This window comes from Profundibacter sp., assembly GCF_056498605.1.
This window is the reverse complement of the sequence record NZ_JBSMEZ010000025.1, coordinates 16,085-31,315: the sequence shown is the minus strand read 5'-3', so window position 1 is coordinate 31,315 and position 15,231 is coordinate 16,085. Positions and strand designations below refer to the sequence as shown.

Below are 15,231 nucleotides of genomic sequence, written 5' to 3'. Positions count from 1 at the left end.
CCCTTAAATCATCGCAAAGATACGCGCAGGGCCACCCGATCCGCCGCGGTGCTTGGGAGCGCCCACCACCAGCGTCGCACCCGCCGCCGGAACCTTGTCCAGATTCAACAGGTTTTCGATGCCAAACCGGCCCGATGGCAGCCACGCATAATGGGTGGCAAAATCAGCCGACAAGCCGTGATCCAGCGATAGGGTATCCACCCCGATTGACGCCGCACCGGTTTCTTCGATCAACATTTTCGCAGCCTCGACATGAAAGCCGGGGTAATGCTGCTTCTCGTCTGAAAACCCGCGGAATTTATCGGACTTCACATGCGCCGCCCAACCCGAATGCATCGCGACACAAGCATTGGCCGGAATGTCACCATTGGCTGCGATCCATGCCTTCACATCGTCCGGCGTCACTTGGGTATCCGCGTCGTCGGCGGCACGGGCCGCGATGTCGATCACACAAAGCGGAGCAATCAGGTTTTCAACCGGAATTTCATCCACCGATTTGCCGTCAGCCGAAAAATGCAGCGGCGCATCAATATGCGTGCCGGTATGCTCGTTCAACGACAGCTGGAACAGGTTGAACCCATTTTCGGCGAAATTGAACTTTTGCTCCATTTCCAGCCCCGGCACCCCGAAATAGGTCGGGAAATCACCATCCAGCGTGTGGGTCATATCAATGACCGATCCATGCCCCGCCGCCATCGCCGCTGTGCCTGTCATGCTTGATCCTACAGCCGCCACTGCCGCCCCCGTCGCCGCTGTTTTGAAAAAGCTGCGGCGCGACATCATCTTGTCCTTCACCGCATTCATTACACAGATATCACACATTATTATTCTCCCTGATTGGTCGTTATTTCCTATTGGGTTACTAGATTCCCTTAGGTCAACTTATCGGGGAAAGCTGTAAAAGAAAGGATTTTCTGCCAGATGGTAAAAAATCGGGGACTTATGCCGATGCGAATTTCAGGGTAATTTCCCCCTGGACCTGACGCATATCCATTGCACGAATTGGCAACAAAACGCGCCGCTCCTTGCGGGTGTTAACCGGCCAGTGACCAACAGTCTTGCCACCACTTTCCGCCACAACCTGCCCTTTTGCATCCCCGTTAAACCGCAATTGCAACGCGCCCATCCCGCCGGTTTGCGCAACATACAGGCGTTGCGGCATGGCGTATTTTATCAACGGCCCAATCACATTGATCGGCACCGTTTCCACAGCTTCCGGCAGCCGCCCATCCAGATCATCGGCCACACGCTGGCCGGTCTGGCAACCCTCGTTCCAGCTCCAGCCTGCCGTTTCCACAGGGCGCAGCAAGTTGCCCGTCGCAAAATACGCAGGGTCTGAACAGCGCCCGAACTGATCCACCACTGGCCCACCCGTCGCCGGATCAACCGCCAGATGCCCCATCCGTGCAAGCGTCGTTTCTGGGGTGAATTGCCCCGACAAGATCACCCCGTCGCAAGCAATTTCGCGCCGCACTCCGGCGGCGCCTTCCACCTCGACAGTTGCGACGGTTTTATCGCCGTGAATGCCCACAAGACGCGTGTTCAAATGCAGCGCCACACCCATCAGGCGCGGGTATACAGATGTTGGCCAACGGGCCGTCGCCCGCTTGCCCGCCTCTATCATCGCCACAGGTTTGATCCCCGCATGACGACAGGTTGAAATCGCCGAAAACGAAACCAGTTCGGTGCCGACAATCACCGGACGGCGGAACGGGCGCATCTGTTTCAAAAACACCATCGACTGCAACGCACCGGTGTTCACAACCCCCTGCAAACGCATACCCCCAACCAGTCTGGCCGAGCGCGGCGTTTCCCGCACCCCCGTCGCATAGATAACGCGGTGCGCCGAAATCACCTGTTGCCCGTCCGGCACTGCAAGCAGCAATTCACCTGCGGCTCTCGCTTCTACTACCGTGGTCAGACAGCTCACTTCGACCCCCGCGGCAATAGCCCGTTCAACCAAGCGACGCGCATAGGCAGGGCCTTTCAGTACCCGCTTGAATTCGCGCATACCGAAAGGCGGGTGGCCGCAATGGCGCGGAATCCCCCCCGCCTCGCTTTCACGTTCCAGAACTACAACACGCGCAACGCCCGCCGCTTTCAGCGTGGTCGCCGCCGCCAGCCCCGCAGGGCCGCCGCCGATGATGGCTACGTCAATCGGGGTGGACGGATCAATCATCTTTCACCCCCTCAGCCATCGGAATGACAAAATGCCCTTTCGTCAGTTCGGCCAACCGTGCCGAGCAGAAAAATCCCTGACACCGCCCCATCGTCACCCGTGTTTGCCGCTTCAAACCCGCCAATGATTTCGCCGCCAACGGCCCTTCTAACGCCGCTTCAATCTCGCGCCGTGTCACCAACTCGCAATGGCAAACGATCTCGCCATGCCCCTCATTCTTCCAGTCACGCGCCCCTATGTCGGTCAGCACCCGCGCCTGTGGCAGTACCGGATCAGCAATCGCCTGATGCGCTGCCCCCATATCCCGATACAGCCCGAACACATATTGCGCGATGCCCAACGCCCCGCTTAAACCCGTCGACCGGATACCACCCACCGTGATCCAGTTCCGCGCACCGTCCGCACTGATCTGGTAATCCTTGAACGCGCTGGCGGGGCGCAGACCGGAATAGGTCGCTGTCACCGGCATCTGATCCAACGCGGGCACCATCGCCACCCCCGCAGCAATCAGCATTTCCAGCGTTTTGGTATCGGTCGAGGCATCCGTGCGGCTGTCCTGATCTTCGGCGGTGGGGCCAACGGCCAGATTGCCAAACACGGTGCGGAATAAAACGATGCCCTTGGTGCGGCTGGTCGGCACCGGCAGGATGACCGAATGGGCAAGGCTTGACGCCGCCTTATCAAACACCACAAACTGCCCTTTGCGCGGGGTAATCTTGAAATCGGCCTGCCCGAACACAGCGCTGTTGACCAGATCGCCATACAGCCCCGCACAGTTCACAACATGGCTGGCCCGCACCGACCCACGGCTGGTTTCCAAGACCCACTCGCCACTGTCAAACGTCCCGCCCATCACCTCGCATGACAGCATCACCTCGCCACCATTCAACAACGCCTGATGCAAATAGGCATAGGGCGATGACCACGGATCAATCAGGCTCTCGCGCGGTACCCAGATTGCAGCCAGCGCACGCTCCGACAGGTGCGGCTCGGCCTTGCGCAATGCATCCGCCATGATCAGCCGCGTGTCCATCACCCCGTTGTCCTGCGCCTGTTGCTGGATCTGCTCCAGCTTGGTCACCTCTTCATCCGACCACGCCACAACATGCGCGCCGCATTCATCCAGCGTCAGACCAAAGTCGTGGTAAATCGCGCGGTATTCCTCGTGACCCGCCTGTACGCAGCCAACCTCGATTGACCCGACAGGCGCATCAAACCCCGTGTGCAATATCGCGCTATTGGCTTTGCTGGCCCCGTCCAGAATATCGCTCGCCTTTTCCAGCAACACTACCCGCGCACCTTCCAACGTGAACCGCCGCGCCATAGCGCAGCCAACAATGCCAGCGCCGATAATCGCGACGTCATAGGGGGCGGAGGACTTCGGCATAGGGAATCAGGCTCTTGATGTTATTACCATAATTGACTATTCAGTAACTAATAATGACCGTTCAGTCAAAGAAAAAGTACCTATATGAAAGTCCAAAACAGACAATCCCGCATTGTGGCCGAGGTTCGGGCACATGGGAAATCCACCGTAGAGCATCTGGCGGCCCTTACGGGCGCATCGCGTGAAACCATCCGGCGCGACCTGACCGATCTGGAAAACCTGGGAAAACTGCGCAAATTTCATGGTGGCGCGATGCTGCCGCGCGGCTTTGGCGAAGGGGCGTTCCAGCAACGCATGACCGAAAATGTCGCGGCCAAAATCAAGATCGCCAAAACGGCCGCAAGCCTGTTCCACGCGGGCGAAACACTGTTTATCGACACGGGATCAACCACGCTCTATTTCGCGGAACATCTGGCGGGGGTGCAGGGGCTAAACATCATCACCAATTCCACCGATGTGGCGACGGCAATTTCTGGTGGCGGACAGTCAAGCGTCTACCTGCTGGGCGGCACCTTCGGGCATGATAACCGCCAAACTGTAGGCACCCTAACCACCGCACAGATCAACGGGTTTCGCACCCATCACGCTGTGCTGACGGTCGGCGCACTGGATGCAAGATCCGGTGCGATGGATTTTGATCTAGAGGAATCGCAAGTGGCGCAGGCCATGATCGCACAGTCAAAATCAGTGACTATCCTTGCGGATCAAACGAAATTCAACGCGCTTGCGTCATTCGCGGTTTGCGCCCTAATGGGGTTTGATCGTCTGGTCTGTGACGCCCCGCCACCTGCTGAATTGGCACAGGCATTGGCGGCGGCACAGGTTGATGTGATGGTCGCGGCCTAAGCTGCCGCGGCCATATCAATGCCGGTGATTTCGGCACTCGCAACCAGTGAATTCACATAGTCATTCGCCGCTTTGGCCCAGCTTGCTTTTTCCAGCATTTCGCTGATCTGGTCTTGCACATTTTCCAGCGGCAATACATCACCAACCGCAATCGCGTCCAGCCGCAGAATGTGGATGCCATAACGGGTTGGAACAGGCTCGGCACAGGTTTCACCTGCCTGCAAAACATCCATCGCCGCTTCAAATTCCGGCACCGTGTCGCCAGACACCAATTGGCCCAGCTGCCCGCCCATATCGCGAGACGGACAATCACTCAGCTCTTTGGCCAGATGCGCAAATTCCTTTGGCGAGGATTTCAACGTGGCCAATGCGGCCAGCGCTTTGGTGTTGGCATCCAGCCGTGCCTCGGTATCGGACGGGTCCGCCGCAAACAAAATATGCGAAGGCTCGTACAATGTCGGGGCGCGAAACATATCCGGCTTGGCCGCATAAACCGCAGCAATCTCGCCCGCCGTTGGCACCTTGGGCGTCATCGCCAGATCCAGCACATCGCGGATCAGCGATTCATCCTCGGTTTCAAACTTGCCAGGCTCCAGCTCAACCGGCTGCGGTTGCAAATCACGCTTGCGCGCCTCTTGCAGCAGCAGTTCACGAATCACCAGCGCCCGCGCACCCGCCCGCCACGCCCAGCCGGGTTTATCCTTTGGCGCGTTGTGGTTTTGCGCCTCTGCCGCGATATCCGCGGCAGAGATTTCTTGACCGTTCACTGATACATCAGGGAATAGTGGCTTGTTCACTTTGAATCCCCCCGACGCGACCGCACAATCTGGTAACCGCTCCGCAGTGGTGTGATGTAGCGGATTGGAACCGACAACATGTGAACCAGCCGTGTGAACGGGAACAGCAGAAAGATGGTCAAACCCAGAAACAAGTGCATTTTGAAAATGATGCTCACATCCGCGATATAGCTGGCAGCATTGCTATCAAAGAAGAAAATCCCCTGTGCCCAGCTCATGAACTTCACCATTTCACCACCATCCAGATGGCCCAGCGATAAGAAGATCGTCGATAGACCCAGCAACAGCTGCACCATCAACAGCACCAGAATACCGGTATCGGCAAAGCTGGAGTTCATCCGGATACGCGGGTCCATCAGGCGACGATGTAGCAACATAATGCCACCAATCAACATCAGGATACCGGCACCACCACCGGCAACAATCGCCAGTATCTGTTTTGCCCCATGGCTAATACCCAGCGCGTCAAACACTGCAATCGGTGTTAGCAATCCGACCAAATGACCACCAAAGATAACCAGAATGCCAACGTGGAACAAAACCGACCCCATGATCAACTGCTTGCGTCGCAACAGCTGGGATGAAGATGATTTCCATGTGAACGGGTCACGTTCATATCGAATGACGGACCCCCAGAACAGCACCGTAAGCGCGATGTAGGGGTATATTCCGAACAGAAAATTATGCATGTCTCTGTCTCCTTATTCTGCCGCCGCGGGCGGTGATTGTGGCGGTGCGTTACGGGGGGTGTCCATTGTGGCGAGCATATCGCGAACCTGTGGGCAACCGGCGTTTGGATCGGGGGCAAAAGTGACTTCGCTTTCTTCCCAAACCTCGTCCAGTGCTTCCAGATCATCCGGATCATCATCCTTGACCGCCAGCAATTCGGCGACCGCTGCCTGATCGGCAACAGCACCGGAAATATGCAAGAGGGCGGCAAACACCGGCGCATAAATGCTTTCACGGCGTGTGAGGCGCGTTTGAAGCACGTCCAGTATATGCGCGGCATCTGCCAGCACCTCCCGCGCCTCGTCAATGGGACGCAAGGCGAGGAATTCCAGCAAGACCGGAATGTGGTCAGGCAACTCGCTTGTGGCAGGCTCAAAACCTGCCGCGCGATAGTTTTCAACCAGATCAACCATCGCCCCACCCCGATCACGGCTTTCACCGTGAACATGCTCGAACAGGTTCAAACTCAGGGTGCGCGAGCGGTCAAACAGCCCGACATAGGTTTCTTGCAGCTGGTAAATATCACCAGCGGCGATTTCATCGATCAGCGCGGTCATCGCCGTGACGGTTTGGGCAGGCAGCAGGTCACCCTGCTGCAATGCGTCAACCAACTCGGCCTTGGCCTGTTGCAGCTCTACTGTCGGATAGCTCAGCAGCGCCGATATCGCTTTTAAGGGCATGTGCATTACAGCGCTCCTTTCGCGGCGGCAGGCATTGGCGGAATAGAGAAGCCTTTGTCCTTTTTCTTGCCACCAAACATGCTGCCAGTGGTCATACCGGTGGAACAACCGTTCCCGTCGGTAAAGCCACAGCCAGTGCGGATATCCATGCCATCCTCGACCATTTCACGGTGCGTTGTCGGCACCACAAAACGATCCTCGTAGTTGGCAATCGCCATGATGTGGTACATATCCTCGATCAATTCAGGCGTCATGCCGACACGTTCGGCGATGCCCGCATCAATCACACCATCCACGGTTTTGCTGCGCATATAGGCGCGCATGGCCAGCATCCGTTCCAGCGCCGAAACCACAGGGGCCTCATCACCAGCGGTCAACATGTTGGCCAGATACCGCACAGGTATACGCAGGGATTTTACATCCGGCATATCGCGGTCAATCCCGATTGCGCCTGCTTCGGCGGCATTCTGGATTGGTGACAATGGCGGGATATACCAAACCATCGGCAGGGTGCGATATTCAGGGTGCAGCGGGAACGCGATCTTCCAATCCATCGCCATTTTATAGACCGGCGATTTTTGCGCTGAATTGATCCACTCTTGCGGAACACCATCAGCCAAGGCCTGCGCCTGAACGGCTGGGTCATGCGGGTCCAGAAACACATCCAGTTGCTCTTGGAACAGATCTTTCTCATTCGGCGTATCGGCGGCCGCTTCAATCATGTCCGCGTCATACAACATCACACCCAGATAACGGATGCGGCCCACGCAGGTTTCCGAACAAACTGTCGGCAGACCGGATTCAATGCGCGGATAACAGAATGTACATTTCTCGGATTTGCCGCTTTCCCAGTTGTAGTAAACCTTTTTGTAAGGACAGCCCGAAACACACATCCGCCAACCGCGACACTTCTCTTGGTCGATCAGCACGATGCCGTCTTCCTCGCGCTTATAGATCGCACCGGATGGGCAGGATGCCACGCAGGTCGGGTTCAGACAGTGCTCACAAAGCCGTGGCAAATACATCATAAATGTATTTTCATATTCGCCATAGATTTCCTTCTGGATGCCCTCAAAGTTGTAGTCCTTTGAACGCTTGGAAAACTCGCCACCCAGAATTTCTTCCCAGTTCGGACCCCATTCGATCTTCTCCATCCGCTCGCCGGTGATCAGGGACCGTGGGCGCGCAGTGGGGAAGGCCGACATTTCAGGTGCGGCTTTCAGATGGTCATAGTCAAAGGTGAACGGCTCGTAATAGTCGTCGATCTCGGGCAGATCAGGGTTGCCAAAGATGTTCGCCAGAATGCGCCATTTGCTGCCCTGTTTGGGGTGCAACTTGCCGCGTTTTGAGCGTTGCCAGCCACCATTCCATTTGGCCTGATTTTCCCAATCCTTGGGATAGCCAATGCCGGGTTTGGTTTCGACGTTGTTAAACCAAGCATATTCAACGCCTTCACGGCTGGTCCAGACGTTTTTACACGTCACCGAACACGTGTGACACCCGATACATTTATCCAGGTTCAACACCATGCCTATTTGTGCGCGGATTCTCATTCTGCTGCCTCCGTTGAATTAACAGGGGTGTCGAGCCAGTCGACCTTCCTCATCTTGCGAACAATCACGAATTCATCGCGGTTTGATCCGACCGTGCCATAGTAGTTGAACCCGTAGGATTGCTGGGCGTAACCACCAATCATGTGGGTCGGTTTAACCGTGGTGCGGGTGACCGAGTTGTGGATCCCGCCCCTGATGCCGGTGGTTTCAGCACCCGGTGTATTCACGATCTTTTCTTGGGCGTGATACATATAGATGGTGCCGGTTTTCATCCGTTGGCTGACAACGACGCGGGCCGTTAGGGCGCCGTTGGCGTTGTAAACCTCGACCCAGTCATTATCGACCAGACCGGCGGTTTTGGCATCATCCTCGGACAACCAGACCACAGGGCCGCCGCGATTTAGCGTCAGCATTGTCAGGTTGTCCGTATAAGTGCTGTGGATACCCCATTTCTGGTGTGGTGTGATAAAGTTCAGAATCACATGCGGCTCGCCCTCGTCAATATTGATCTCGGGATTGATGGTTTTCAGATCGACAGGTGGCCGATAACTGCACAGCCCCTCACCAAACGCCAGCATCCACAGATGGTCCTGATATAGCTGCTGACGACCGGTCAGCGTGCGCCACGGGATCAGCTCGTGAACATTGGTGTAACCAGCGTTATAACTGACGTGTTCGCTTTCAATTCCCGACCAAGTGGGGGAGGAAATGATTTTGCTCGGCTGTGCAGCAATATCGCGGAAACGGATTTTTTCGTCTTCCTTGGGTTTTGCCAGATGCGTGTGGTCAATCCCTGTGGCTTTGCCCAACTGCTCCCATGCCTTGACGGCCACTTCGCCGTTGGTTTCAGGGGCCAGCATCAGGATCATCTCGCAGGCGTCAATCGCGGTGTCCAGTTTGGGCATACCTTTGGACACACCCTCTTCCAGAACCACACCATTCAGGTCACGCAGATGTTGCACTTCGACTTTGGTATCCCAGCCGATGCCTTTACCACCATTGCCCAGTTTGTCCAGCAATGGACCAACCGAGGTGAACTTTTTATAGATGTCGGCATAGTCCCGCTCGACTTCGATATAGTTCGGCGCGGTTTTACCGGGGACCAGATCACATTCGCCTTTCTTCCAATCCTGCACAATGTTCTGCGCAACTTCCATCGGGCTGTCATGCTGCAACGGCAACTGCACAACGTCGGTTTCAACACCCAGAATTTCAGGTGCTATCTCGCTGACCGCTTTGGCCAGACCCTTGAAGATTTCCCAATCGGTGCGGCTTTCGTATGCCGGATCAACTGCCGCTTGCAGCGGGTGGATGAACGGGTGCATGTCCGACGTGTTCATGTCGTCTTTCTCATACCAGCTCGCAGTTGGCAGAACGATGTCGGAATAGACACAGGTGGTGGACATCCGGAAATCAATCGTCACCAACAGGTCCAGTTTACCTTCGGGCGCTTTATCGTGCCATTTCGCGTCCTTAGGCATCCGCCCACCTTCTTCCCCCAGATCTTTGCCCAGAACACCGTGATCGGTGCCCAGCAGATGCCGGATGAAATATTCATGGCCCTTACCGGACGCGCCCAACAGGTTGGAACGCCACACAAACAGGTTACGCGGCCAGTTTTCCGGTGCATCCGGATCTTCGCACGACATTTCCAGTTTGCCGGATTTTAGCTGTTCGGCCACATATTCTGCGACAGGTTTCTTGGCCTTCTTCGCGGCCTTGCCAACTTCCAGCGGGTTGGTTTTCAACTGCGGTGCAGATGGCAACCAGCCCATGCGCTCGGCACGGATGTTATAGTCGATCAGGCTCGCGTCCCAATCACCCTCGGGCGCTGTCGGCGACAGAATTTCCTCCACCCCGATTTGCTCGTAACGAAACTGGTCCGAGTGGGCATAAAATGCCGAGGTCGAGTTCATGTGCCGTGGTGGGCGATGCCAATCCAGCGCGAAACACAACGGTGTCCAGCCGGTTTGCGGGCGCAGTTTTTCCTGCCCCACATAGTGGGCCCAACCACCGCCTGATTGACCAACACAGCCACACATCACCAACATATTGATGATGCCGCGATAGTTCATATCCATGTGGTACCAGTGGTTCAGACCGGCCCCCAGAATAACCATCGACCGGCCATGGGTTTTTTCAGCGTTCGATGCAAACTCGCGTGCAACCACTTCGATCTTCTCGGCGGGAACGCCGGTGATCTTCTCGGCCCATGCAGGGGTGTATGGCACGTCCTTGCTGTAATCATCCGTGACCCAATCACCGCCCAGACCACGGTCCAGACCGTAGTTGGCACAGAACAGATCAAACACAGTGGTGACCAGAATTTCCTTCTTGCCCACTTTGATCCGCTTGACCGGAACGTTTTTGGTCATCACCTCGGGGTGTTCGCATTTCACGAAATTTTCAGTCGCCTGACCGCCAAAATACGGGAAATCGACGCCGACAACATCGTCACGGTCTTCTTCCTGAATCAGCGACAACAACAGCTCGGTGTCTTTGCTTTTGGCGCGCTCCTCAAGGTTCCACTCGCCATCTTCGCCCCAGCGAAAACCAACCGTGCCGTTTGGTGCGACCAGCGAATTGGATTTGCTATCCCACGCCACAGTCTTCCATTCGGGGTTGTTCTTTTCACCCAGCTTGCCAGCCAAATCATCAGCCCGCAGGAAACGACCGGCAATCAGTTTGCCGTCCTTTTCGTCCAGACGCACCAGCATCGGGAAGTCGGAATATTTGCGGGTGTAATCCTCAAAGTATTCGACCTGACGATCCAGATGGAATTCACGCAAGATCACATGACCCATCGCCATCGACAGCGCCGCATCGGTGCCCGCTTTGGGTGCCAACCAGATGTCGCCGAATTTGGCAGCCTCGGAATAGTCGGGGCTGATCACAGCAGATTTGGTGCCCTTATACCGAACTTCAGTATAGAAATGCGCATCCGGCGTCCGCGTTTGCGGCACGTTGGAACCCCAAAGCAGCAGATAGCCCGCGTTATACCAGTCAGCCGATTCCGGAACGTCGGTTTGCTCGCCCCATGTCATCGGGCTGGCCGGTGGTAGATCGCAATACCAGTCATAGAATGACAAGCATGTGCCGCCCATCAGCGAAAGGTAACGCGCACCAGCCGCATAAGACACCATCGACATCGCAGGGATCGGTGAAAAGCCGAAGATGCGGTCAGGGCCGTATTCTTTGGCGGTGTAGGCATTGGCAGCCGCGATAATTTCGTTGGATTCGGCCCATGTGGCGCGAACGAACCCGCCTTTACCACGGGTTTTAACATATGACGCCCGCAGGATCGGATCCTCTTGCAACGCTTTCCACGCGGCAGTCGCGCTCATCGTGGCGCGTAGCTTGCGGTAGCCGCGCATCAGGGCACCACGGATCAGCGGGGTTTTCACCCGGTTGGCGGAATACAGATACCAACTGTAGGAGGCCCCACGCTGACAACCACGCGGCTCATGGTTCGGCATATCGGGCCGTGTGCGTGGATAATCGGTTTGCTGGGTTTCCCAGGTCACGATACCGGATTTAACATAGATTTTCCACGAACATGATCCGGTGCAGTTCACACCGTGGGTCGAACGAACAACTTTGTCGTGACGCCAGCGGTCGCGGTAAACGTCTTCCCAGTCGCGGTTCTCACGGGTGGTTTCACCGTGGCCGTTGGAAAACGTATCCAGTCGCTTGGACTGGAAGAAATTCAGGCGGTCGAGCAGATGGCTCATTGGTATCTCTCCTGTTCTAAAGGGATACCGCCCCAGCCGATGCCGGGGCGGGCAGATGTCAGTTTACGGGTTTTTCACGTAAGCATTGGGGCGCAGATAGAACCACCAGTTGATCACGATACACAGCGTATAGAAGGCTGCGAAACCATATAGCGCGTATTCCGGTGTGGTTGCCTTGATTTGCTCACCAAATACTTTGGGGATGATGAACGCACCATAAGCAGCCACCGCAGCTGTCCAACCCAGAACAGGGCCAGCCTGCTCTTTGTCAAACACAACCGCGATTGTGCGGAAGGTCGATCCGTTGCCGATACCGGTCATGGCAAACAGGATCAGGAACAACACCATGAAGGGGAAGAAATACTGCTCTGGCGTGGCCGATGCGTAGGCCAGTTTCAGGAAGTATGCCACACCCAGTGCCGACGCCACCATGATAACCGAAATGATTTGCGTCACTTTCGCGCCGCCCATTTTATCGGCAATCATGCCACCAATTGGCCGGATTAACGCACCGATGAAGGGGCCCATCCATGCATACATCAGGGCCGACGGGCCGTTTGCGTTGGCCATGCTATGGTCCATAATACCATCAGCGCCCATAACGTGGGTGAAGCCGAATACAACTTTGATCGCCAGCGCGAAAGTTGCGGCATAACCGATGAATGAGCCAAAGGTCATGGTGTAGATCACGGTCATCGCCCATGTGTGTTTGTTGCCAAATATCTTGTATTGGCGCGACAGGTTTTGCCCAACCGCACCGGGGATCATTTTCAACAAGAACACCGTCAGCGCAATCACGATGGGCAAGACGATCCATTTTGACAGACCCAGACCCGAGGTTGGCAAACCACCCGGAACAGTGGGCAACAGCAGCCACAGGCCAAATGCTGCGGTTAAAAAGCCAACCATCAACATGCCGGTGATGGTAGCGAAGGCGCCAATCGGGTTTGGAATGTCGGGTGATACGTGTTCATCCCGAATGTTGTTCATCATGGTCCAGCCCAGAATGGCCAGCGGGACCAGCGCGATCAACCAAACGAAACCGGCGTTCTGAATGTAGGTTTCAGACCCCGCAGGGATGCGTTTGAAAATCGTGCCGGATGTGATTTCCAGCGTGCGGCTGTTGCCGCCAAACAGACCGAATGTCATCACCAGCGGGATAACGATCTGCATGGTTGTCACACCAAAGTTGCCCAGACCCGCATTCATCCCCAGCGCGTAACCTTGCACTTTTTTCGGATAGAAGAACGAAATGTTGGACATCGAGGAGGAGAAGTTACCACCACCGATACCCGACAGGAACGCCAGTATCTGGAACTGCCAAAGCGGCGTGTCCGGATTGGACAGCGCATAACCCGCGCCAATGGCCGGGATCATCAGCAGCGCGGTGGTGAAAAAGATCGTATTTCGCCCCCCCGCTATTCGGATGAAAAAGGTTGAAGGGATACGCAGCGTCGCGCCGGTCAGACCGGCGATGGCGCCAAGGGTAAACAGTTGTGATTTCTCGAAGGCAAAACCAAGGTTGATCATCTGAACGGTGATGATGCCCCAATACAGCCATACGGCAAAACCGACCAGCAGGCTGGGGATCGAAATCCACAGGTTGCGCGTCGCGATGGACTTGCCGGTCGAGGCCCAATAGCCCTCGTCCTCAATGTCCCAGTTTCTAATATCTTGTCCCACTTTATCCCTCCTTGGGTAAACTTTGGGGCAGGCCATCAGCGGCCCGCCACTTTATTTCTATTTAACGTTTGATTTTCTCGTCATGCGTACGGTTGTATTCCGCAACCACCTCAACCGAATGACGCAGTGCTGCATTTGCTTCATCTGCACGGCCTTGCAAAATATCCAGGTTGGCGGATTCAAACAGCGCCTTTTCCTCGGCCTCTTTTTCAGGCGAGAACCGGATGAACAGCGCCAGAAACGCAACACCGGTCACGATCATACCGATGGTGAAATAGGCCTCGTCCCAGTTGCTGTTGTAGGCTTCGCTTTTCAGCAGGAACCCCCCCAGAACCGCACCGACGTTACCGCCCGCACCAACCACACCGGCAACCGCGCCCAGTGCTTTTTTATTGACAAACGGCACCACTGAATAGGTCGCCCCCTCGCTCATCTGCGTAAACAGCGAGAAGATGATCAATGTCGGAATGGCCAACATCAGGATCGGCATCTGGCTGAACAACATCAGCGCAAGGCCTTCGCCCAGAAGCACGATGAACAGCCACGTTGTGCGACCCCTCAGACCCCATAGGGATGCAAAGTTGTCGCCAAAGATACCGCCCAATGTGCGGGCAAAGATGTTCATTAGACCGAACAATGACGCGATCAAACCAGCAGTCACCGCAGCCTCGGCCAGCGGCATACCCTTGAAGTAGCCAAAGTAGTCCACGAAATACAGCGCGATTGATCCGTTGATCAACAACTCGATACCGAAACATGCCCCGTAAATGATGAACATCAGCCAAACGCGGTAATCCGCCATCGCCTTGAAATAGGCACCTGTCACCTTGTCTTTGGATGGTAGCATGCCTTTTTCGCGCAATTCCTTATAGTTCCCGTCAGGTGCGTCCTGCGTCAGATAGTAATAGGCGATCCCGATCAGAAATGTGATGACCCCGACCAGAACCATAGAGGCGCGCCATGCTTGGGCATCGGTAAAGTTGAAACCAACGATGAAACCTGTGAAAATCAGCGGCATTACGACCTGCGTCACACCACCACCCAGGTTGCCCCAGCCAGCGGAGGTTGCATTGGCCGTGCCCACCACATTGGGCGCGAACATAACCGATGTGTGATATTGAGTAATCACAAAGGACGCCCCGATCACCCCGATCGCCAGCCTGAACAGCAGGAACGACGTAAAATCATCCGCCAACCCGATGCCTGCCACAGGCAACGAGCCCAGAACCAGCAACCATGTATAGGCGAGGCGTGGACCGATCCGGTCACACAACCAGCCGATAAATAGCCGCGCAAAGATTGTCACCGCAACGGATGCGATGATGGTCCAGCCGACCTGTGATTTCGTTAGGCCTAGTTCTTCGCGCACAATGATCATCATTGGCGCAATACCGAACCAGGCAAAGAAGCATGCGAAAAAGGCAAACCACGTCATGTGGAATGTCCTGATCTGCACCATATTCACCTTGAAGAAATTCCCCCAAAGGCTGGTTGCTTTGTTTTGTAATTCCATTTTCTGTCCCCTTTTGGCAGGGACACAATGCGCTTTGCATAAAACTCAAGCCTGAGTCCCCAATTGCTAACTGGATAGCGGCATCAACACAGCGATATCTTGATGCAGATCAAACAAGCGCATTTTTCCTTTA

Annotated in this window: 11 protein-coding genes; 1 reads left to right on the top strand and 10 read right to left on the bottom strand. The window is 55.6% G+C overall.

What is annotated here, in order from left to right; all coding sequences use genetic code 11:
* Positions 1–3 precede the first annotated feature (3 nt).
* The 3 genes from ACWB12_RS02860 to ACWB12_RS02850 form a co-directional block, all read right to left on the bottom strand.
* Positions 4–822, bottom strand: a complete 819-nt coding sequence (locus ACWB12_RS02860) for a cyclase family protein (RefSeq protein WP_479528553.1) — start codon at positions 820–822, stop codon at positions 4–6.
* A gap of 118 nt (positions 823–940) precedes the next feature.
* Positions 941–2,179, bottom strand: a complete 1,239-nt coding sequence (locus ACWB12_RS02855) for an NAD(P)/FAD-dependent oxidoreductase (protein WP_479528552.1) — start codon at positions 2,177–2,179, stop codon at positions 941–943.
* Positions 2,172–3,566 carry an FAD-dependent oxidoreductase gene (locus ACWB12_RS02850; protein ID WP_479528551.1) on the bottom strand — a complete coding sequence of 465 codons (1,395 nt, stop codon included), beginning with the start codon at positions 3,564–3,566 and terminating at the stop codon, positions 2,172–2,174. The genes ACWB12_RS02855 and ACWB12_RS02850 overlap by 8 nt, the downstream gene beginning before the upstream one ends.
* Positions 3,567–3,650: 84 nt before the next feature.
* Here ACWB12_RS02850 and ACWB12_RS02845 point away from each other — a divergent pair, with 84 nt between their 5' ends.
* Positions 3,651–4,412 carry a DeoR/GlpR family DNA-binding transcription regulator gene (locus ACWB12_RS02845; protein WP_479528550.1) on the top strand — a complete coding sequence of 254 codons (762 nt, stop codon included), beginning with the start codon at positions 3,651–3,653 and terminating at the stop codon, positions 4,410–4,412.
* Here ACWB12_RS02845 and ACWB12_RS02840 read toward each other — a convergent pair.
* From ACWB12_RS02840 to ACWB12_RS02810, 7 genes are all read right to left on the bottom strand, one after another.
* Positions 4,409–5,209: a peptidylprolyl isomerase gene (locus ACWB12_RS02840; RefSeq protein ID WP_479528549.1), complete on the bottom strand. Its 801-nt coding sequence runs from the start codon at positions 5,207–5,209 to the stop codon at positions 4,409–4,411. The two genes, ACWB12_RS02845 and ACWB12_RS02840, sit on opposite strands and share 4 nt — an antisense overlap.
* A complete protein-coding gene (gene narI / locus ACWB12_RS02835; RefSeq protein ID WP_479528548.1) occupies positions 5,206–5,898 on the bottom strand; it encodes a respiratory nitrate reductase subunit gamma in 693 nt (230 codons plus the stop codon). The genes ACWB12_RS02840 and narI overlap by 4 nt, the downstream gene beginning before the upstream one ends.
* 12 nt (positions 5,899–5,910) lie before the next feature.
* On the bottom strand, positions 5,911–6,624 hold the full coding sequence (gene narJ / locus ACWB12_RS02830) for a nitrate reductase molybdenum cofactor assembly chaperone (RefSeq protein ID WP_479528547.1): 714 nt from the start codon (positions 6,622–6,624) through the stop codon (positions 5,911–5,913).
* Positions 6,624–8,171, bottom strand: a complete 1,548-nt coding sequence (gene narH, locus ACWB12_RS02825; protein WP_479528546.1) for a nitrate reductase subunit beta — start codon at positions 8,169–8,171, stop codon at positions 6,624–6,626. Before narH ends, narJ begins: the two co-directional genes overlap by 1 nt.
* The gene (locus ACWB12_RS02820; protein WP_479528545.1) at positions 8,168–11,902 is read right to left on the bottom strand and encodes a nitrate reductase subunit alpha; all 3,735 of its coding nucleotides are present in this window, start codon (positions 11,900–11,902) and stop codon (positions 8,168–8,170) included. Before ACWB12_RS02820 ends, narH begins: the two co-directional genes overlap by 4 nt.
* A gap of 63 nt (positions 11,903–11,965) precedes the next feature.
* Positions 11,966–13,585, bottom strand: coding sequence for an MFS transporter (locus ACWB12_RS02815; protein ID WP_479528544.1), 1,620 nt, complete (start codon positions 13,583–13,585; stop codon positions 11,966–11,968).
* 61 nt (positions 13,586–13,646) lie between these two features.
* Entirely contained in the window at positions 13,647–15,098 is a 1,452-nt protein-coding gene (locus ACWB12_RS02810; RefSeq protein ID WP_479528543.1) for an MFS transporter, read from the bottom strand.
* Positions 15,099–15,231: the final 133 nt, after the last annotated feature.